The sequence below is a fragment of the Thalassobius sp. MITS945101 genome (assembly GCF_047123305.1).
GTDB lineage: Bacteria > Pseudomonadota > Alphaproteobacteria > Rhodobacterales > Rhodobacteraceae > Thalassobius.
In genome coordinates this window covers 898,027-917,025 of the sequence record NZ_CP138918.1, presented here as the reverse complement: position 1 = coordinate 917,025, position 18,999 = coordinate 898,027, and the positions used below count along the sequence as shown (strand labels likewise).

Here is an 18,999-nt window from a genome sequence, read left to right as displayed (position 1 = left end):
AGCGGCGATCTCCGATGAAAAGACATGACCGCGATCCTCTACTCTTTCCGCCGTTGCCCCTATGCCATGCGCGCCCGTTTGGGTGTTGCAGCGGCCGGGCTGAATGTTGAGCTGCGCGAGATTGTTTTGCGCGACAAGGCGCCAGAGTTTCTGGCGACCAGCCCCTCGGGCACCGTGCCTTGTTTGCAGGCGGGGGCCCTGGTGATCGACGAAAGCCTCGACATCATGATCTGGGCCTTGCAGCAAAATGATCCTGCGGGATGGCTGGACATGCCTGACGCAGGCCATGTCTTGATTGCTGAGGCGGATGGGCCGTTCAAACAGGCGCTTGATCGCACCAAATACGCCACACGCTACCCTGATGCGGACCCCGAGGCCGAACGGGCCAAAGCCCATGTATTCCTGCACCAGCTCAACGATCAGATCGGGTCCAAGCGCTATCTGTTTGGTGATACGCCCAGCTTGGCCGATATGGCGATCCTGCCGTTTGCACGCCAGTTTGCCTTTATTGATAAGACCAGATTTGATGCGGAGGACTGGCCAAACCTGTCACGTTGGTTGGAAGAGTTCCTGCATTCCCAACGCTTTACCTCGATCATGCCCAAGTTGCCGAAATGGCAGGCGGGCGATGTGCCAACGACTTTCCCTTTTGTTGAGGGTTGAAGCACGCACCGAAAGGCGGAACTGATGGCGGTAACACGCCACAGCCAGCCGGAGCCGCGCCATGCACCCGAACCCGATTTTCCATAAGGCCGAGGACCAGCAGAACCTCAGTTTCGCGGCAGATCTAGGGTTCGGCATGTTGGTGGTAAACGGGCCAGATGGGCTGCCGCTTTTGGCGCATATCCCCTTTGTGATCGAAGGTGACAGGGTGCTGTTTCACCTTGTGCGTTCCAACCCGATTGCGCGGGTGCTGAAATCTGGTGCGGCGGCCCGTCTCGCCGTGCGTGGGCCACATGGCTATATCTCGCCCGATTGGTACGGGATCGACGATCAGGTGCCGACCTGGAACTATGTGGCCGTGCAGCTGGATGGGGTGGCACAGCTGATGCCTCAGGAAGAGATCGGTGCGGTGCTGGAAAAGCTCTCGGATCGTTTTGAGGCAGACCTGGCCCCCAAACCGATCTGGAAAATGGCCAAGATGGAGCCGGAGGCGCTGACCCGGATGATGCGGATGATCGTGCCGGTGGAAATGCGCATGACTGCAATCGACGGCACTTGGAAGCTGTCACAGAACAAACCTGAAGCGGCCCGTCTGGCCGCAGCAGATGGCGTTGCCACTGCGGAGATGGAGCCCTCCGCCGCCGCACTGGCCGCTTTGATGCGGGACCTGCCGGTGCCCAAGTGACAAGGGACCCGAAAGCCTGACGCAGATCATGGACAGACGAGGCGGGCGTGTTACCCTGTCGCCAACAGTGAGGAGACTATGTGATGAAACTCGTCTACGCCCCGGCGTCCCCCTTTGTACGCAAGGTGCGCGTGGTGCTGGCCGAAACCGGTCAGGCCGATGATGTGGAGCTTCAGCGGGTTGCCACCACACCGGTGTCCACCCCCGAAGAGGTGAGCGCCGCCAATCCCGCCGGGAAAATCCCGGCGCTTATTCGCGGCGAGGGGCCAGCGATCTATGACAGCCGGGTGATCTGCCAATATCTGAATGACCGCGCCGGTGGGGGGCTTTACCCCGACAGCGCCCGTTGGGAGGTGATGACGCTGGAGGCCACGGCCGACGCCATCATGGATGCGGCGGTGCTGATGGTCTACGAACACCGGATCCGGCCCCCCCATCTGGTCTATCCTGAATGGGAAGAGGCGCAATGGGCCAAGGTGGCGCGCGCGGTGCAGTCGGTCAACGACCGCTGGATGTCCCATCTCGCCGGGCCGCTGAATATTGGCCATGTCGCTGTCGCCTGTGCGCTTGGCTACCTCGATTTCCGCCATCCGAACCGCAACTGGCGCAAAGGCTGCGATGCGCTGGACGATTGGTACGCAGTGTTTTCCGAACGCGATAGCATGAAAGAAACCGTGCCGACGGATTGAGGCTGGGGCGAGGTTACGCTTCCACAATTGAATCTGCGGCTCTCGGTTTCTCCGCGGGCGGCTGAACCCGTGCAGCGTGCCACCTCGGCGGGGCCTCCGAGCAGGCAGTCAAACAGCTGCCAGCGCCAAGATCGCGTTCGTGACGCATTTGGCCGCCGGATTTGACGCCATCCGGGTCAGTGTCGTGTCTATTGGAGTGTTGCGAAAGTTGCCTGCAACCCCGAAGATGCAACTATGGCAATAGAAGACGAGTTCTCCTTCGCGGCGCTGGCCGTTCCAGCAAGGCGTCATATTCGGGTGTTTCAGCTCCATCAGTTTCTTGATCGGTTTGCCATGGGCTTGACGGTGGCCGTTGTTGCGCTGGCGCTGACGGACCGCGGCATGGACCTTTTCCAGATTTCGCTGCTGTTTGGGATCTATTCCCTCACGACCATGGCATTGGAGCTGCCGTTCGGAGGTTTGGCCGACAGTATCGGGCGCAAACCAGTTTTTCTGGCCGCCGTTGTCGCCAGCGGGATTTCTCTTGAGCTCTTCCTGTCGACAAGCGCCTTCCTTGTTCTGGCGCTTTCGTTTGGCTTTATCGGTTTTGGCCGGGCGCTGCGATCCGGCACGCTGGACGCTTGGTTTGTGGAAACGTTTAGAACTCATGCGCCCGGTGTGGATGTTCAACCCGCTCTGGCCAGGGCGCAATGGGCCAATGCCATGGGGTTGGGCATGGGGCGATCATCGGGGGACTTCTGCCTGACCTCTTTGGTCATCTGGCCGAGGCGGCGGGGTTCAGTGCCTATGATGTGTCCTATGTCCTGAGCCTGGCGGTGATGCTTGGCGTGTTCCTCTATACACTGATGTTCATTGTGGAAGAGCCTCGTCCCCGACATCCCAAGGCGCTCAAACAGGGGTTCGCGACAGTCCCATTGGTGGTCAAAGAGGCCGGTGTTCTGGCAATGCGCCATTCGACAGTGTCGATGCCGCTGGCTGCCATGGCGTTTTTTCTGATGGCGACCAATCCGGTCGAGGTGATCTGGCCAACCCACGTAAAACCCATGCTGGCGGCGGGCCATGCAAACACGGCCATAGGCATTCTGACCGCAGTGTATTTCTTCTCAATTGCCTTTGGGGCGTCGCTGTCGCCGCACATCAGCCGGCTCCTCAAGCGGAGACACGCCCACACGTTGGCAATGGTGTTTGCCTGTTTGGCAGGTCTTCAAATCGCGCTAGCCCTACAGGGTGGCTTTATCGGATTCGCGGGGGTGTTTATTCTCTATTCGGTTGCTCTCGGGGTTAGTGAAACGCCCGCCAGCAGTCTCCTGCACAGATGTGTGGAGGATCGTCAGCGTGCAACCCTGCTGTCTCTGCGATCCCTCGTGCAGCAGCTTGGCGCCGCTTTGGGGCTGATTTTGGTGGCGACCATCGCGGAACTGACCTCCACCCCAATCGCCTGGATGGTCAGTGCGCTGTTCCTGGCTGTCGCCGTGGTGTTGATGGGATTCTTGGCCAAAGGAAGTGGGGCTCAAGATGTCTAGCGGCCAGTTGTGGGGCCTGCTGAAACCCGCACCACGGCAGTTCAACAAAAAGGCCCCTCGAAAGGGGCCTTTGTCATTCTTGCCGGCAGGTTGCCTTAGAAATCGTAGCTCACACCCACGTTGAGCGAGTTGGTGAGGATCCGGGTCGACAGGGTGCCGCCGCCGTTCAGCGAGGCTTCATTTTGCGACCAGGTGAACTGGTATTCCGAGAATAGGTTCCAGCTATCGTTCAGCTCATAGCTGACACCGGCAGTCAGACGGGCTGCAGGGCCTGTCAACTGATATTCATAGGTGCGGCCACCGTCCAGCACATTGGCCGGTGTGATGTCGACGTGAGGAAGTGCGATACCAACCCCTGCATTCACGTAAGGCGTCAGCTGTTTCCACTGATTCTGCCAGCGTTTGGCGTAGTTCACAGTGATGATGTTCAGGCCATCAGTGAACTCAAGCCGGTCGAACAGGGTCGAATCATGGGCGCCGTACACCTTGGCATGGGTCCATTCGAGGCCCCAACCAGTGCCATTGTCCTGCCAGTAGGTGGCGCGCACACCATAGTAGGGCGGCATGGCGAAGGGGTTGCCGTCCCAGCCAATCAGCTCGCTATAGCTGCCGGTGTCTGGAAGGGTGCCATCAATGCGGCTATGTGGCGAAGTCTGCCAGCCGCCATAGACGCCCAGTTCAATCTCGGCTGCGACCGCAGTGGCCAGCGGCGCTGTCATCAGTGCGGCAAGCGCGGTGGAAGCAAGCAAGATGCGTGCGTTTTGGTGTGCGGACATAGGGCCAGCTCCGGATAAATGTTTCTTGATTTGCGGCCAAGATAGGGACGCATTTGCCCCGCCACAAGCGCGACACATAGGCACCTGTGACGATTGTGCAACCCCTGCGCGGCAATGTCTTCTGGACGGAACCGATTAACCCCGCTAAATAGCGGCTCGGAAAGGCTGCGTTTATCGCGGCCCCAAACCGTATAGCCCTGTCATGGGCCGTAAAATGGAGTAAACCTCGTGTCCCACGCAGAAGATCACGAAGGCACCCGCAGGGACTTCCTGTATTACGCCACCGCAGGCGCCGGTGCCGTAGCCACGGGTGCAGCCGTCTGGCCGCTGGTCAACCAGATGAACCCCGCCGCCGACGTTCGCGCGCTGGCCTCGATTCGCGTCGATATTTCGGGCGTTGAACCGGGCACCCAGCTGACCGTGAAATGGTTGGGCAAACCGGTTTTCATCCGCCGCCGTACCGCCGCTGAGATCGAAGATGCCCGTGCCGTATCGGTTGACGAGCTGACCATCGACCAAGGCGCGCAGAACGCCAACAAACCCGACGCTGACGCCGCCGACGAAAACCGTTCGCTGGACGAAGCCGGCGAATGGCTGGTGATGATCGGTGTCTGTACCCACCTCGGTTGTGTGCCGATCGGTGACGGTGCAGGTGACTTTGGCGGCTGGTTCTGCCCCTGCCATGGCTCGCACTACGACACCTCCGGCCGTATCCGTAAAGGCCCGGCCCCGCGTAACCTCGACGTGCCGGTAGCGGCCTTCGTCGACGAAACCACCATCAAACTCGGTTAAGGAGCGTAATATGTCCGGTATTCCTCACGACCATTACGAACCGAAAACCGGTATCGAAAAATGGGTCCACTCGCGCCTGCCCATCGTTGGGCTGGTCTATGACACCCTGATGATCCCCACCCCGAAGAACCTTAACTGGTGGTGGATCTGGGGCATCGTTCTGGCCTTCTGCCTGGCGCTGCAGATCATCACCGGTATCGTTCTGGTGATGCACTACACCCCGCATGTCGATCTGGCCTTTGCCTCGGTTGAGCACATCATGCGCGATGTGAACGGCGGTCATATGATCCGCTACCTGCACATGAACGGCGCTTCGCTGTTCTTCGTTGCGGTTTACATCCACATGTTCCGCGGGTTGTTCTATGGCTCCTATAAGGCGCCCCGTGAAATCACATGGATCATCGGTATGCTGATCTATCTGATGATGATGGGCACCGCATTCATGGGCTACGTTCTGCCTTGGGGTCAGATGTCCTTCTGGGGCGCAACCGTGATCACCGGCCTGTTTGGTGCGATTCCGTTCATCGGTGAGCCGATCCAGACCTGGCTGCTGGGCGGCCCGGCGGTGGACAACGCCACCCTGAACCGCTTCTTCTCGCTGCACTACCTGCTGCCGTTTGTGATTGCCGGCCTTGTGATTGTTCACATCTGGGCCTTCCACCACACCGGCAACAACAACCCGACCGGTGTTGAAGTGCGCCGCGGTTCCAAAGAAGAAGCCGAGAAAGACACCCTGCCGTTCTGGCCCTACTTCGTGATCAAAGACCTGTTCGCGCTGGCCATTGTTCTGCTGATCTTCTTCGCCATTGTCGGCTTCATGCCCAACTACCTGGGTCACCCCGACAACTACATCGAAGCCAACCCGCTGGCGACGCCTGCGCACATCGTTCCGGAATGGTACTTCCTTCCGTTCTACGCGATCCTGCGTGCGTTCGACTCGGAAGTTTGGGTTGTGATGTTTGCGGGCTGGATCACCGGCGGCATCATCGACGCGAAGTTCTTCGGCGTTCTGGCCATGTTTGGCGCGATCGCTGTGATGGCTCTGGCCCCGTGGCTGGACACCTCGCGCGTGCGTTCGGGTCGTTACCGCCCGCAGTTCAAGATCTGGTATCTGCTGCTGGTCATCGACTTCTTCGTTCTGATGTGGGCGGGCGCCATGCCTGCAGAACCGCCGTACTCGACCATCTCGCTGATCGGTGCGACCTACTGGTTCGCCTACTTCCTGGTCATCCTGCCCCTGCTGGGCGTGATCGAAAAGCCGACCGAAGCGCCGGCCACGATCGAGGAAGACTTCAAAGCCAAGGTTGCCAAATCGGCCGCCAAAGCCGCCAAGTAAGAGGAAACGGGATAATGCTTAAGAAACTTGCGATCTCCGCAGTTGCCGCCCTGACCCTTTCGGCAGGTGGCGCCATGGCCGCCGGTGGGGCGGGTCACATCGAAGATGTGGCCTTCTCCTTCGAAGGTCCCTTTGGCAAATTCGACCAGATGCAGCTGCAGCGTGGTCTTCAGGTCTACACCGAGGTCTGCTCGGCCTGTCACGGTCTGAAGTACGTGCCGATCCGCACCCTGGCCGACGATGGTGGTCCACACCTGCCCGAAGATCAGGTCCGCGCCTATGCCGCACAGATGGAAATCTTTGACCCCGAGCTGGACGACTTCCGCCCGCGTAAAGCGGCGGATTTCTTCCCCGAGTCGGGTCTGGAAACCGCCCCTGACCTCAGCCTGATGGCCAAAGCCCGCGCCGGTTTCCACGGCCCTCAGGGCACCGGCATCAACCAGCTGGTCAAAGGCATGGGTGGCGCTGAGTACATCTACTCGATCCTGACCGGTTACACCGGCAAGGAAAAAGAGCAGGCAGGCACCACCTTCTACGAAAACACCGCCTTCCCGGGTGGCTGGATTTCTATGGCTCCGCCGCTGGAAGATGATGCCGTGGAATATGCCGATGGTCACAGCACTACCGCGCATCACATGGCAGAAGATGTTTCGGCCTTCCTGATGTGGACTGCTGAACCCAAGATGATGGACCGCCAGCACGCCGGCTTTGTCGCCGTTCTGTTCCTGACCATCCTGTCGGTTCTGCTGTACCTGACGAACAAGCGCCTTTGGGCACCGGTCAAACGTGCCGCAAAAGAAAGCTAAGACTGTTCAGGTCTGATGAAATGGAAAGCCCCGCCAACGGCGGGGCTTTTTCTTTGCCGGGTGGATATCGGAGTGTTGCCCCCTTGGCCTGGCGGCCAATTCCCCCAGAGTAGTTTTAGCAAGATGAAACGCAGTCAGTGCATTAGATTAGCGCATCAGGTCAGGCAGATCGCCGGTGAGCCCCGCCGCTTCGCGCATGAAGCTGCGGCGCAGACCCGGCATGGCGTTCACCGCCCCCATGCCCAGATCGCGGGCAAAGCGCAGCAGCGGGTTGTCGTTGGAAAACAGCTTGTTGGTGAGGTCGGTGCTCAGCGCAAGGCTGGCGGTGTCAAAGCGACGCCATTCTTGGTAGCGGTCCAGCACCAGTTCGCTGGTGAAGTCCTCGCCACGCGCCTTGGCTTCACGCAGGACCTGTGTCAGCGCTGCGATGTCCCGCAATCCTGCGTTCAGCCCTTGACCTGCGATGGGATGCATCCCGTGCGCCGCGTCGCCGATCAGCACCAGCCGCCCTGCGGTGAAACTGTCAGCCAGCGTCAGGTTCAGCGGATAGGTGAAGCGCTGGCCTGCCAGCTCGATCCTGCCCAGAAAGTCGCCAAAACGTGGCCTCAGCACATGCATGTAGTCTGCGTCGCTGAGGCTGTGGATGGCGGCGGCATTTTCGTGCGTTTCCGACCACACGATGGAGGACATGTTGCCCGGCAGCGGTAGAATCGCCAAGGGGCCAGGGGGCATGAAAAACTGATGCGCCACCCCTTGGTTCGGGTGTTCATGCGAAATGGCGCAGACCAGCGCGGTTTGACCATAGCCCCAACCGCTGCGTTTGATGCCAGCCCGGTCGGCGGTGCCGGATGTGCGACCATCTGCGCCGATCAGCAACCGGCCCGCCAGCGTGGCACCGGTGTCGAGGGCGAGCGTCACGCCTGTCATGTCCGCTTCTTGGGCCACCACCTTGGTGCCATCCCTCACGGTGATGCGGTCCTCTGCTCGCATGGCGTCTGACAGGGCGCGACGCAGGAAGCGGTCCTCCAGCATGTAGCCCATCGGGCCTTCTTCCAGTTCGGCATGGTCGAAATGCAGGAAAAACGGGCTCAGTGGGCCTTCACCGGCGCGGCCGTCGCTGACCTTGATGTCCAGCATGGGTTGCGCATTGCCAGCCACCTGATCCCAGATCCCAATGCGGTTCAGCAATCGCTGCGAGGCCAGCGCCAGCGCATAGGCGCGGCCGTCGAAATTGTCCGAAGCCTGTGCGGCGCGGGGCAGGGCGTCGATCACCGTCACGGTGAAGCCCGCCTGTGCCAGAGCCAGGGCCTGAGCGGGACCATTGAGGCCGCCGCCGACGATCAAGATATCGCTGTCATATGTCATGGCCCTCAATATGCGTGGCTGCGCGGGATTGTCCATGCGCCTCAGCGTCGCTACGGTCGCGGCAAGAAGAAGCGGCAAGAAGAACAGGAGGCACATATGGACCATTGGCTTAAGGCAAGCGCCGCGGAACTGGGGCGGGGCATTGGCGCGGGAGAGATCGATCCCGTTGCGCTGACCGAGGCCTATTTGACGGCGATCGCGGCCCACCCGTTTCGGGATCGGATCTATGCCCGTGTCACCTCTGAGCGGGCGCTGGCCGAGGCGGAGGCGGCACAGGCCCGCGCCAAGGCGGGGCAGCGGTTGTCTGTGTTGGATGGGGTGCCGATCTCCTGGAAGGACCTGTTTGACAGTGCTGGGGTTGCGACCGAGGCGGGCTCGGCACTGCTCAAAGATCGCGTGCCCGCAAGGGACGCTTTGGTGCTGCGCAACGCCACGGCGCTGGGGCTGGTCTGTCTGGGCAAAACCCACATGAGCGAATTGGCCTTTTCGGGGCTGGGTCTGAACCCGGTGACGGCAACACCGCCTTGTGTAAACGATCATGACGCGGTTTCGGGCGGCTCGTCTTCGGGGGCGGCGACCTCTGTTGCGTTTGATCTGGCGGCTTGCGGCATTGGGTCGGACACCGGCGGTTCGGTGCGAATCCCTTCGGCCTGGAATGATCTGGTGGGGCTGAAAACCACCGCTGGGCGGGTCAGCCTGTCAGGGGTTGTGGACTTGTGTGCCAAGTTTGACACCGTCGGCCCGCTGTGCCGCTCGGTGGAAGATGCGGCCTTGATGCTGGCAGCGCTGGAAGGTGGAAAACCGGCCGATTTGCAGGGCGCAACGCTGAAAGGCAAATGTCTGGCAGTGTTGCAGACCGTGGTGCTGGAAGACACCCGCGAAGTGCCGTTGAACGCCTTTGACACTGCGGTCGCCAAACTAGCAGAGGCCGGGGCAGAGATTGTGAAGATCGAAGCGCCAGAGGTGGCGGAGGCGATGTCCCTTGCCGGACCGCTTTACACCGCGGAGGCCTATGGCCGTTGGGGCGAGGTGATCGAAGCCAGTCCCGACCTTATGTTTGACCGTATTCTAGAACGATTCCGTGGCGGGCGTTCTGTGGGCGGACCGGATTATGTGCGCGCCTGGCAGAAGCTGGAGGCGTTGCGGGCGACCTGGAATGAACGGGTTGCAGGCTTTGACGCTGTGCTGTGTCCCACGGCGCCGATTCTGCCTCCCAAAGCGGACAGGTTGATGACCGATGATCAGTACTATGTCACCGAAAACCTGCTGGCTTTGCAGAACACCCGTGTGGGCAATCTGATGGGCAATTGCGGGGTCTCCCTGCCAACCGGCGTGCCGAGCTGTGGCATATTGTTAAACGGCCTGCCAGGGCAGGAAGAGCGTTTGCTGCGCATTGCCGCGGCAGCTGAGCTGGCACTGCAAGAGGGCTGAACCGGTTGCGAAGAACCGCAACCTAAGTCGGCTAAGGCACGGCTCAGCTTCGTCAAAAAGGTCACAACAAAAGCAGGCCCGCCGCGTCGGAACTGGACGCGGCGGGCCTCTTTGGCTAGTCTCAACGCAAACGGGGCGTGAATGATCCCGACACATTGAGGCAAAATCTGATGTTTCCTGAGCGGTTTTCGAACCTTCCCGCTTATGCGTTCCCGCGTCTGCGCGCCCTGTTGGATGTGCATGAACCCGGCGGCGTCGTGATGCATATGACCATTGGTGAACCCAAGCACGCGTTTCCGTCTTGGGTCAGCGAAATCATTGCGGAAAATGCCGAAGGATTCGGCAAATACCCCCCCAACGACGGCACACCGGAATTGCAGAATGCGATTCGCGACTGGATCCAGCGACGCTATGGCGTTGGGGTGGAAGCCGCCACACAGGTCATGCCGCTGAATGGCACTCGGGAAGGGCTCTATAATGCGGCGATGGCTTTGGTGCCGGAAACCAAAGGCGGCGGTCAGCCGATCGTGCTGCTGCCCAACCCCTTCTACCAGGTCTACATGATCGCGGCGATTTCGGTCGGAGCGGAACCGATGATGGTGCCGGCGACCAAGGAAACCGGCCATCTGCCTGATTACACCGCCCTGCCACCTGAGGTGCTGAACCGTGTAGCGGTGGCCTATATCTGTTCACCGGCCAACCCACAGGGGGCGGTCGCCAGTCGTGCGTACTGGGCAGAGCTGATCCGTCTGGCCGAAAAGCATGATTTCCGCATCTTTGCGGATGAATGCTACTCCGAGATTTATCGCGGCACACCGCCAGCCGGCGCGCTGGAAGTGGCGCAGGAGATCGGTGCAGATCCCGAACGTGTGGTGATCTTCCATTCGCTGTCCAAACGCTCGAACCTGCCGGGGCTGCGCTCGGGCTTTGTGGCGGGTGGTCCGGAATGCATTAAACGGATCAAACAGCTGCGCGCCTACGCCGGTGCCCCGCTGCCATTGCCGTTGCAGAAGGTGGCGGAACGGGTCTGGGCGGATGAAGGCCATGTGGTCGAAAACCGTCACCTATATCAGCAGAAGTTCGAAATTGCCGACAAGGTTTTTGGCGAAATCCCCGGCTATCAAAGCCCTGAAGCGGGTTTCTTCCTCTGGCTGCCGGTCAAAGACGGCGAGGCCTCAGCGCTGAAGCTGTGGCAGGATACTGGTGTGCGGGTTCTTCCCGGGGCCTATCTGGCCCGCGAGGTTGAAGGCTTTAACCCCGGCAAAGAATACATTCGGGTGGCACTGGTCCACCCCAACGATGAAACAGAACGCGGGCTGATGGCGCTGCGCAACTGTATCTACGGTTAAGGAACGAGGGCAGCGATGGCATATCAGGCACGTGGGCGCGATCCGCTTTTTGGCAGCGACATGCAGGCCGCGATTGAAAAACGCGGCAAGGAGCTTCTGGGGATTGTTCTGATCCTCTTGGGGCTGGGTGTGGCGGCGATGGTCCATTCCTATCATCCGGATGATCCGTCTTTCCTCTCGGCCACGGATGCGCCGGTGCAGAACTGGCTGGGGCGTCCTGGGGCGTCTTTTTCGGCCCTGCTGTTTGTGATTCTGGGCAACGGCGCATGGATCCTGCCGCTGTCGATGCTGGCCTGGGGCGCGCGTTTGGTGTGCCACCATGGTGTGGAACGGGCGGTGGGCCGTCTGATTTTCCTGCCGATCCTGATTTGCATGACCTCGGTTTATGCCGCCACTTTGGTGCCCGGTGAGGGCTGGGTGCACGGCTATGGTCTGGGTGGTCGTTTTGGCGACGCGGTGCTGGGGTTCTTCCTGACGATCGTGCCGTTTTCCATGGGCGTGGCGCTGAAGCTGATGTCGGCCTTGTCGGCCCTGTCGGTCATTGTGCTGGGTGTCTTTGTTCTGGGCTTCACCTGGCCCGAGGTGAAACGGGGCGGGCGCTTCCTGCTGGTTGGGATCATCATGACCTATGCCACGCTGATGACTGTTCTGGGCCGTGGGGCACATGGGGCCGTGGGCGCGGCACAGACGATGCAGGCGCGCAATGCCGAACGCCGCGCCGAAAAGCAGCGTCTGGCGGAGGAAGAAGAATGGCAAGTCACCGATTCGGAGGACGTACATTTTGAGCCTGAAGAAGCGATCGCAGAAGCGCCTGAGAAGCCTAGCCTGCTGAAACGTATGCCCACCCTGATCCGCCGCCCCGAGGCAGCGGATGCGGCAGAGATACCCGCGCCGGAACTGGTACAGCCAGATCTGGCCCCCGATGTCGACGCCCCCGGTGATGACCGGATCAAGGCCAAGATTGCCGATGTGATCAAGTCCCGCGTCCGGTCCAACCCCGCCGTTCAGGTTGAGGCCGTGGCCCCCCTGACCAAGGGACGTGGACGGGGTCCCGATCCGTTGGTGTTGGACCCGGCGCAGCCAGCCGTACACACTGGGTTGCCACCAGAACCGCCGCTGACCGCGGGTCTGCGCGCCGAACCGCCTTTGACCGCCTCTGCTGCGACCGCTCAACCGCAGATGCCAGAGGCGGCAGCACCGCACTACGCGGAACACGCTTATGATCCTGCTCATGCGGCTGTGCCTGAAACGGCACCTGAAATCGCCCAGTCCAACCCATTTGCAGAAGCGGTCCCGCAGGAAGGCATGCCCTCCGCTGCGGCAGAACCTGTGGTCTACGCCGAAGCCCCAGTTGCGTCCGAGGTAAATCCCGATGTGGCCGAAATTGCCGCGTCGATTGGGGAGCAGCCGGATGTGGCCGCACCGGTCAAAGCAGCCGCACCGCAGGCAACTCCGCTGGCAACGCCTGCAGTGGCCCCACGTGCGATCCCGACGCCGGAACCGCGCAAGGTGGTGCAACCGCTCAATCGCAAACCCATCCAGCCTTCAAGCCGCGCCAAGGCCGAAGCGCAGCCCGCGTTGAAGTTTGACGACAACACGCCCGCTTTTGAGCTGCCACCGCTAAGCCTGTTGGCGAACCCGTCGATGATCCAGCGTCATCACCTGAGTGACGAAGCGCTGGAAGAAAATGCGCGGATGCTGGAAAACGTATTGGATGACTACGGTGTGAAGGGCGAGATCGTCTCGGTCCGTCCTGGCCCTGTGGTCACCATGTATGAGCTGGAACCCGCGCCAGGCCTGAAAGCCAGCCGTGTCATCGGTCTTGCCGATGACATTGCGCGGTCTATGTCGGCCCTGTCTGCACGTGTCTCCACCGTGCCGGGCCGTTCGGTGATCGGGATCGAACTGCCAAATGAAAACCGCGAAAAAGTAGTGCTGCGCGAAATTTTAGCGGCCCGTGACTTTGGCGACGGCAACCAGAAACTGCCGCTGGCCTTGGGCAAAGATATCGGCGGCGACCCGGTTGTGGCCAACCTAGCCAAGATGCCTCACCTGCTGATCGCGGGGACGACGGGTTCGGGCAAGTCGGTGGCAATCAACACCATGATCCTCAGCCTGCTGTACAAGCTGACGCCTGAGGATTGCCGGTTGATCATGATTGACCCCAAGATGCTGGAACTCAGCGTTTATGACGGCATTCCGCACCTGCTGTCCCCTGTTGTGACCGACCCCAAGAAGGCGGTTGTGGCGTTGAAATGGACCGTGGGCGAGATGGAAGATCGCTATCGCAAAATGTCCAAAATGGGTGTGCGCAACATCGATGGCTATAACAGCCGCGTCGAGGACGCGCTGGCCAAAGGGGAAACCTTCAGCCGGACGGTGCAGACCGGATTTGATGATGAGACCGGTGAACCCGTCTTTGAGACCGAAGAAATCACCCCCGTGAAAATGCCCTACATCGTGGTCATCGTTGATGAGATGGCCGACCTGATGATGGTGGCGGGCAAAGAGATCGAAGCCTGTATTCAGCGTCTGGCGCAGATGGCACGGGCCTCGGGCATTCACCTGATCATGGCGACGCAGCGTCCTTCGGTTGATGTGATTACCGGTACGATCAAAGCGAACTTCCCCACCCGGATTTCGTTCCAGGTGACCTCGAAGGTCGACAGCCGCACCATCCTTGGGGAAATGGGGGCGGAACAGCTCTTGGGGATGGGGGACATGCTCTACATGGCCGGTGGTGCCAAAATCACCCGTTGTCATGGTCCCTTTGTCAGCGACGAAGAGGTCGAGGAAATCGTCAACCATCTGAAGAGCTACGGCCCGCCGGACTATATCGGTGGCGTGGTTGAAGGACCCGAGGACGAAAAGGCCGATAACATCGACGCGGTGTTGGGCCTTGGTGGCAATACCAATGGCGAAGATGCGCTCTACGATCAGGCGGTGGCGATTGTAGCCAAAGACCGCAAATGTTCGACGTCTTACATTCAGCGGAAACTGGCGATTGGCTATAACAAAGCCGCCCGACTGGTGGAGCAGATGGAAGACGAGGGTGTGGTGTCGGCCGCCAACCATGTCGGCAAACGCGAAGTGTTGGTGCCCGAGGTCAACTGACCGTGATGTGAACGACTTAGGAAAGCGGCCCACCGCCTGTCATCACAGGCAGATGGGCCGCTTTTTGCCTTTTGACAGGGATGTGAGGTATTTTGCCCGAACCTCCCCTTTGGGTGGGCGCCGAAATTGCTTAGGTTATTTTTATGATGAAAATTCGCCATACCCTTGCGGCGCTCGCCGCCTTGACCCTCACCGCCCTGCCTGCGGCGGCGGATCAGATCTCGCTCAAGGCGCTGTCGGCCTATCTGAACGATTTGAAAACGGCGCAGGCCGGGTTCACCCAGATCAGCGATGACGGCACCATTATGACCGGTCAGCTGAAGCTGAAACGCCCGTGGAAAATCCGGTTTGAATACGATCAGGACAAGACGCTGGTGCTGGCCTCTGGTCGCTCGGTGGCGATCTTTGATCCACGTGGCAATCCTCAGCCCGAAACCTACCCGCTGGGGAAAACGCCGCTAAAGCTGATCCTCGATCGCAACATCAATCTGGAACGCGCCAATATGGTGGTGGGGCACAGCTATGACGGCACCGCAACCAAGGTGCTGGCACAAGATCCGCAACATCCCGAATATGGCACCATCGAGCTGGTCTTTACCAGCAACCCGGTGCAGCTGCGTCAGTGGGTGATCCGGGACGACGTGGGCTCTGCCACCACTGTTGTGCTGGGCGCGATGGACACATCGGTCAAACTGAAGAACAGCATCTTTGACATTTCAGATGAAAAAGAGCGCCGCAGCCGGTGACGCCTGCGGTCTGAGCAAGTGAGCAAAAGGCCCGCTGCATCTGCAGCGGGCCTTATCTTTTGTGGGATCAGAACCGCGAACAGCTGCGCAGCTGTGCCTGATACATGTCAGCGCGGCTGGCAACCTCGTTCGAGATCCGCATCAGCCAGCTTTTGCGTTTGTATGTTCCGCGCCGGTAGCCGGTCTGGCCTTCGTGATAGGCCAGATACTGGTGTTTGGCATTGTTCAGCGCGATGCCGTTGCGATCGCGGGATTGGTTCATATACCAGCCCATGAAATCCGAGGCGTCATAGATATTGTCGCGCCGCGCCCCGTAGCTTCGGGTGGCTTTCTGGTACTCTCCCCAGGTGCCGTCCAGCGCCTGACTATAGCCATAGGCCGAACTTTGGCGACCCATCGGGATCACCCCCAGCACATAGCGATAGGGTGTGCGGGCGTTGCCGATAAACTTGCTCTCTTGATAGATGGTGGCCATCTGCACATGCATCGGGACACCCCAACGGCGTTCCGTGGCGCGGAAGGCGCGGGCGTATTTCGGGCGCTGGCTGAGGATCGAGCAGGCATTGTCCAAATTGCGCGGCGCGGAATAATTTCCGCCGCCACAGGACGCCAGCACCATCAACAGCACCAATAGGCGAAGGGTTCTGCTCATCTGCCTCGTGCTTTCTGTTTTTCTTTTTTGACAGAATAGCGCAAAGCGCGGGCCCTGCAAATGGGGCCGTTGATCACATTACAGCAAGAGCGCCAGCATCAGCGGAATTGCGCAGATCGACATCACGGTTGAAACCACCACCAGCCCCGCCACAGATCCCGCATCTGCACCGTATTTTTCGGCCAAGAGGTAAGAGGACACGGCCACAGGGGTAGCGATCTGGATGGTCAGCACAGCAGCGGCAACTGGTTCCAGTCCGAACCCCTGCGCAATGGCATAGGCCAACCCGAAACAGAGCACGTATTTCACCAAAGAAATCCAGGTGGCCCGTCCGATCTGACCGGGTGACAGCCGTGCCACGGCCACGCCCAGGGTGATCAGCATCAGCGGAATTGCCATCTGCCCCACCAGCTCCAGGGTGTTGGTCAGGAAGGTTGGCGTCTGCCAGCCCTGCCACAGAAACAGCGCCCCCAAAAGCGTTGCTGCCACCAAAGGTTCTTTCAAAACCTTCAGCAGAGACCCACCATCTGCCACCAGCCAGATCCCGAAGGTAAAGGACCAGATCGCCATAACGGCAAAGACCACCACCGCGTAGCTCAGGCCAACCTCGCCGAAGGCAAACAGCGCCAGCGGCAGGCCCAGATTGCCGGTGTTGCCAAAAATGATGGGGGCCAGATAGGTGCGCACCTCCAGCTTGGTCAGTTTGACCAACGCATAGCCTACAACCGTGACCGCGCCATAGGCCGCGATAGAGGCCAGCGTCAGGTCCGCCAGCGCCTGCGGATCGATCTGGGTTTTCATCAGTGCGGTGAAGATCAGACAGGGGATGCCCAGGTTCATCGCCAGCTGCGTGACAAAGCGGATCCGATACTCGAACCCCGCCTTCACCCAGACAAAACCAATCAACGCCAGAAAGAACACCGGTGCCGAAATTTCCAGCACTGTCAGGACCAAGTTCACAGACTGTTTCCCCCGAATTTGCCCGTCCAACATGGACAAGCCCCCCCCGTAGGGTCTATCTCTGGGGATAGGGGGCTGCAACATGATGCTTAGATCACGTGCAAAATATCATTTGGGCCAGGTAGTTCGGCACAAGAAACACCCGTTCCGCGGCGTGGTTTTTGATGTCGATCCCGAGTTTAACAACACCGAGGAATGGTATCGCTCCATCCCTGAGGACAGCCGCCCGCGCAAGGAGCAGCCGTTTTACCATCTGCTGGCGGAAAACGATCAGAGCTACTACGTGGCTTATGTGTCCGAGCAGAACCTAATTGCGGATTACTCCGGTGAACCGGTGAGCCATCCCGACATCCCCGATCTGTTTGGCCCGTTTGAAGATGGCCACTACCCGCTGCATTTCTCGCTGAACTGATCCACCTCTGGATCGTCAAAGGTGTTAAGCGGCCCGTGAGGGGCCGCTTTTGTTTTGTGGGCAGCGTGCCGGTGGTCAGTAACCGATGGCACAGCCGTCTTTGCGCGGGTCAGAGGCACCGATCAGCAGGTCATCTTCAATCCGGATCGCCTGTGCCCCTCCAATAGGTTCGTCTGGGATCACCACGTCATGGCCCATGTCAGCCAGATCTGTGCGGGTCTGATCGGAGTAGCCCTTTTCGACCTTCATCACCGTGCCATCGGCAAACGCCCGCGGCGCATCAATGGCCTGCTGTGGCCCCATACCGAAATCCACCATGTTCGAGACAAACCGCGCATGGCCATTCGGCTGATAGGCGCCGCCCATGACGCCAAAGGGCATCAGCACCTTACCGTTCTGTCGCAGCATGCCGGGGATGATGGTGTGCATCGGGCGGTGGCCGCCGCGCATCTCATTGGGGTGGCCCTGTTCCAATGTGAAGCCCGCACCGCGGTTCTGCATCAGCACGCCGAACTTCTCAGACGCAATGCCAGAGCCAAAGCCGTGGAAGATCGAATAGATCAGCGACACCGCCATGCGGTCCTTGTCCACCACGGTGATGTAGATCGTGTCTTTATGCACCGCCTCGGTCAGCGGAGCGGCGGCCTGCATGGCCTTCTTCGGATCAATCAGCGCGGCCAGTTTGGCGGCGGTTTTCGGCGACAGCATGTGGTCCAGCATCGCGGTGCGATCGGGATCCGCGATAAAGCGGTTGCGGGCGTCATAAGCCAGTTTCGCCGCCTCGGCCTCGATATGTGTCCGTTCGGTGCCAAAAGCTTCCATACCGGCAATGTCGAAGTGTTTCAGGATGTTCAACATCAGGTTCGCCGTCGCACCCTGACCGTTTGGCGGGTGCTCAACCAGATCGATGCCTTTGTAATCGTCGCTGACCGGATCGGTATAGTCACATCGGGTGGCGGCAAAATCTTCCAGCGTGTGCACGCCCCCCATCTCGCGCAGGCAGGCGACCATATCCTCAGCCACCTCACCTTCGTAGAAACCGGCACGCCCGTCTTTGGCGATGCGCCGCAGCACCTCCGCCTGACCGGGCGCGGCAAAGCGCTGTCCCAGCGACGGCACCTGACCGTTGATCAGATAGTGTGCCCGGCCATGACCCTGCAGCGCGGACTGATTGGCCTGCCAGTCAAATGCGACGCGCGGGGCAACCGGCACACCCTCTTCGGCATAGTGAATGGCAGGGGCCAGAAGGGCGTCGAGGCCCAGTTTGCCGTGATCTGCGCTCAACCGGCAGAAGGCGTCGATGGCCCCGGGGATCGTGACCGACTCTGGTCCACGCAGTGGCACCGCATCCAGCCCACGGTCGCGCAGGGTGGCGGCATCGGCAGCCAAGGGCGCACGGCCTGACCCATTCAGGGCCAAAATATCCTCGGTTCCTGCCGGCGAAAACAGCACAAAGCAATCACCGCCAATGCCCGTCATCTGCGGCTCGCAAATCCCCAACAGCACCGCACCGGCAATGGCCGCATCCATTGCATTGCCCCCGCGCTGCAGAACATCCACTGCGGCATTGGCCGCAAGCGGGTGCGAGGTGGCGCAGATCCCGTTGGCCGCAAAGACCTCGGACCTTCCGGGTTGATGAAAATCGCGCATGGTGTCCCCTCCGTTAACAGGTGAAGAGATTAGGCGGCCGACGCGCGGGA

Annotated in this window: 18 protein-coding genes; 13 read left to right on the top strand and 5 right to left on the bottom strand. The window is 60.2% G+C overall.

All coding sequences use genetic code 11. From position 1 onward, the window contains the following. Positions 1 to 24: 24 nt before the first annotated feature. The 5 genes from SIC14_RS04700 to SIC14_RS04680 all read left to right on the top strand — a co-directional run bounded on the left by SIC14_RS04700 (position 25) and on the right by SIC14_RS04680 (position 3,560). Positions 25 to 663: a glutathione S-transferase gene (locus SIC14_RS04700; RefSeq protein ID WP_412564674.1), complete on the top strand. Its 639-nt coding sequence runs from the start codon at positions 25 to 27 to the stop codon at positions 661 to 663. A gap of 61 nt (positions 664 to 724) precedes the next feature. Next, positions 725 to 1,348 (top strand): FMN-binding negative transcriptional regulator, encoded by a 624-nt coding sequence (locus SIC14_RS04695; protein ID WP_412564673.1) that lies wholly within the window; start codon positions 725 to 727, stop codon positions 1,346 to 1,348. A gap of 83 nt (positions 1,349 to 1,431) precedes the next feature. Beyond that, positions 1,432 to 2,037: a glutathione S-transferase gene (locus SIC14_RS04690; RefSeq protein ID WP_412564672.1), complete on the top strand. Its 606-nt coding sequence runs from the start codon at positions 1,432 to 1,434 to the stop codon at positions 2,035 to 2,037. Between the two features lie 234 nt (positions 2,038 to 2,271). Next, the gene (locus tag SIC14_RS04685; protein ID WP_412564671.1) at positions 2,272 to 2,844 is read left to right on the top strand and encodes an MFS transporter; all 573 of its coding nucleotides are present in this window, start codon (positions 2,272 to 2,274) and stop codon (positions 2,842 to 2,844) included. Next, a complete protein-coding gene (locus SIC14_RS04680; protein WP_412564670.1) occupies positions 2,829 to 3,560 on the top strand; it encodes an MFS transporter in 732 nt (243 codons plus the stop codon). Before SIC14_RS04685 ends, SIC14_RS04680 begins: the two co-directional genes overlap by 16 nt. Before the next feature lie 95 nt (positions 3,561 to 3,655). Here the strand turns inward: SIC14_RS04680 and SIC14_RS04675 are convergent, their stop codons facing one another. Further along, positions 3,656 to 4,336: an outer membrane protein gene (locus SIC14_RS04675; RefSeq protein WP_412564669.1), complete on the bottom strand. Its 681-nt coding sequence runs from the start codon at positions 4,334 to 4,336 to the stop codon at positions 3,656 to 3,658. Positions 4,337 to 4,564: 228 nt separating this feature from the next. On the opposite strand from SIC14_RS04675, the gene petA reads away from it, so the two are divergent. The 3 genes from petA to SIC14_RS04660 are packed head-to-tail and all read left to right on the top strand — an operon-like array spanning position 4,565 to position 7,270. Beyond that, positions 4,565 to 5,128, top strand: a complete 564-nt coding sequence (petA, locus tag SIC14_RS04670) for a ubiquinol-cytochrome c reductase iron-sulfur subunit (RefSeq protein ID WP_412564668.1) — start codon at positions 4,565 to 4,567, stop codon at positions 5,126 to 5,128. Positions 5,129 to 5,138: 10 nt separating this feature from the next. Then, positions 5,139 to 6,464 (top strand): cytochrome b, encoded by a 1,326-nt coding sequence (petB, locus tag SIC14_RS04665; RefSeq protein WP_412564667.1) that lies wholly within the window; start codon positions 5,139 to 5,141, stop codon positions 6,462 to 6,464. A 14-nt stretch (positions 6,465 to 6,478) separates the two neighbouring features. Further along, entirely contained in the window at positions 6,479 to 7,270 is a 792-nt protein-coding gene (locus SIC14_RS04660; RefSeq protein ID WP_412564666.1) for a cytochrome c1, read from the top strand. Between the two features lie 147 nt (positions 7,271 to 7,417). Here SIC14_RS04660 and SIC14_RS04655 read toward each other — a convergent pair whose 3' ends face one another. Then, positions 7,418 to 8,635 (bottom strand): UbiH/UbiF/VisC/COQ6 family ubiquinone biosynthesis hydroxylase, encoded by a 1,218-nt coding sequence (locus SIC14_RS04655; RefSeq protein ID WP_412564665.1) that lies wholly within the window; start codon positions 8,633 to 8,635, stop codon positions 7,418 to 7,420. A gap of 96 nt (positions 8,636 to 8,731) precedes the next feature. Between SIC14_RS04655 and SIC14_RS04650 the strand changes: the two genes are divergently transcribed. From SIC14_RS04650 to SIC14_RS04635, 4 genes are all read left to right on the top strand, one after another. Continuing rightward, positions 8,732 to 10,066 carry an amidase gene (locus SIC14_RS04650; protein WP_412564664.1) on the top strand — a complete coding sequence of 445 codons (1,335 nt, stop codon included), beginning with the start codon at positions 8,732 to 8,734 and terminating at the stop codon, positions 10,064 to 10,066. A gap of 170 nt (positions 10,067 to 10,236) precedes the next feature. Further along, positions 10,237 to 11,415: an aminotransferase class I/II-fold pyridoxal phosphate-dependent enzyme gene (locus SIC14_RS04645; RefSeq protein ID WP_412564663.1), complete on the top strand. Its 1,179-nt coding sequence runs from the start codon at positions 10,237 to 10,239 to the stop codon at positions 11,413 to 11,415. A gap of 15 nt (positions 11,416 to 11,430) precedes the next feature. Beyond that, positions 11,431 to 14,529, top strand: a complete 3,099-nt coding sequence (locus SIC14_RS04640) for a DNA translocase FtsK 4TM domain-containing protein (RefSeq protein WP_412564662.1) — start codon at positions 11,431 to 11,433, stop codon at positions 14,527 to 14,529. A 143-nt stretch (positions 14,530 to 14,672) separates the two neighbouring features. Then, entirely contained in the window at positions 14,673 to 15,275 is a 603-nt protein-coding gene (locus SIC14_RS04635; RefSeq protein WP_412564661.1) for a LolA family protein, read from the top strand. 67 nt (positions 15,276 to 15,342) lie between these two features. Here the strand turns inward: SIC14_RS04635 and SIC14_RS04630 are convergent, their stop codons facing one another. Continuing rightward, on the bottom strand, positions 15,343 to 15,927 hold the full coding sequence (locus tag SIC14_RS04630) for a lytic transglycosylase (RefSeq protein ID WP_412564660.1): 585 nt from the start codon (positions 15,925 to 15,927) through the stop codon (positions 15,343 to 15,345). A 78-nt stretch (positions 15,928 to 16,005) separates the two neighbouring features. Further along, complete coding sequence (locus SIC14_RS04625) at positions 16,006 to 16,887, bottom strand: AEC family transporter (RefSeq protein ID WP_412564659.1); 882 nt, start codon at positions 16,885 to 16,887, stop codon at positions 16,006 to 16,008. Between the two features lie 85 nt (positions 16,888 to 16,972). Between SIC14_RS04625 and hspQ the strand changes: the two genes are divergently transcribed. Next, complete coding sequence (hspQ, locus tag SIC14_RS04620) at positions 16,973 to 17,299, top strand: heat shock protein HspQ (protein ID WP_412565825.1); 327 nt, start codon at positions 16,973 to 16,975, stop codon at positions 17,297 to 17,299. A gap of 75 nt (positions 17,300 to 17,374) precedes the next feature. On the opposite strand, the gene SIC14_RS04615 is transcribed toward hspQ, so the two are convergent. Further along, positions 17,375 to 18,949: a gamma-glutamyltransferase family protein gene (locus SIC14_RS04615; protein ID WP_412564658.1), complete on the bottom strand. Its 1,575-nt coding sequence runs from the start codon at positions 18,947 to 18,949 to the stop codon at positions 17,375 to 17,377. Positions 18,950 to 18,999 lie beyond the last annotated feature (50 nt).

Coding starts and splice junctions, on each gene's coding strand:
- SIC14_RS04700 (WP_412564674.1), top strand. CDS start 25: ATGACCGCGATCCTCTACTCTTTCCGCCGTTGCCCCTATGCCATGCGC.
- SIC14_RS04695 (WP_412564673.1), top strand. CDS start 725: ATGCACCCGAACCCGATTTTCCATAAGGCCGAGGACCAGCAGAACCTC.
- SIC14_RS04690 (WP_412564672.1), top strand. CDS start 1,432: ATGAAACTCGTCTACGCCCCGGCGTCCCCCTTTGTACGCAAGGTGCGC.
- SIC14_RS04685 (WP_412564671.1), top strand. CDS start 2,272: ATGGCAATAGAAGACGAGTTCTCCTTCGCGGCGCTGGCCGTTCCAGCA.
- SIC14_RS04675 (WP_412564669.1), bottom strand. CDS start 4,336: ATGTCCGCACACCAAAACGCACGCATCTTGCTTGCTTCCACCGCGCTT.
- petB (WP_412564667.1), top strand. CDS start 5,139: ATGTCCGGTATTCCTCACGACCATTACGAACCGAAAACCGGTATCGAA.
- SIC14_RS04660 (WP_412564666.1), top strand. CDS start 6,479: ATGCTTAAGAAACTTGCGATCTCCGCAGTTGCCGCCCTGACCCTTTCG.
- SIC14_RS04655 (WP_412564665.1), bottom strand. CDS start 8,635: ATGACATATGACAGCGATATCTTGATCGTCGGCGGCGGCCTCAATGGT.
- SIC14_RS04650 (WP_412564664.1), top strand. CDS start 8,732: ATGGACCATTGGCTTAAGGCAAGCGCCGCGGAACTGGGGCGGGGCATT.
- SIC14_RS04645 (WP_412564663.1), top strand. CDS start 10,237: ATGTTTCCTGAGCGGTTTTCGAACCTTCCCGCTTATGCGTTCCCGCGT.
- SIC14_RS04640 (WP_412564662.1), top strand. CDS start 11,431: ATGGCATATCAGGCACGTGGGCGCGATCCGCTTTTTGGCAGCGACATG.
- SIC14_RS04635 (WP_412564661.1), top strand. CDS start 14,673: ATGATGAAAATTCGCCATACCCTTGCGGCGCTCGCCGCCTTGACCCTC.
- SIC14_RS04630 (WP_412564660.1), bottom strand. CDS start 15,927: ATGAGCAGAACCCTTCGCCTATTGGTGCTGTTGATGGTGCTGGCGTCC.
- hspQ (WP_412565825.1), top strand. CDS start 16,973: ATGCTTAGATCACGTGCAAAATATCATTTGGGCCAGGTAGTTCGGCAC.
- SIC14_RS04615 (WP_412564658.1), bottom strand. CDS start 18,949: ATGCGCGATTTTCATCAACCCGGAAGGTCCGAGGTCTTTGCGGCCAAC.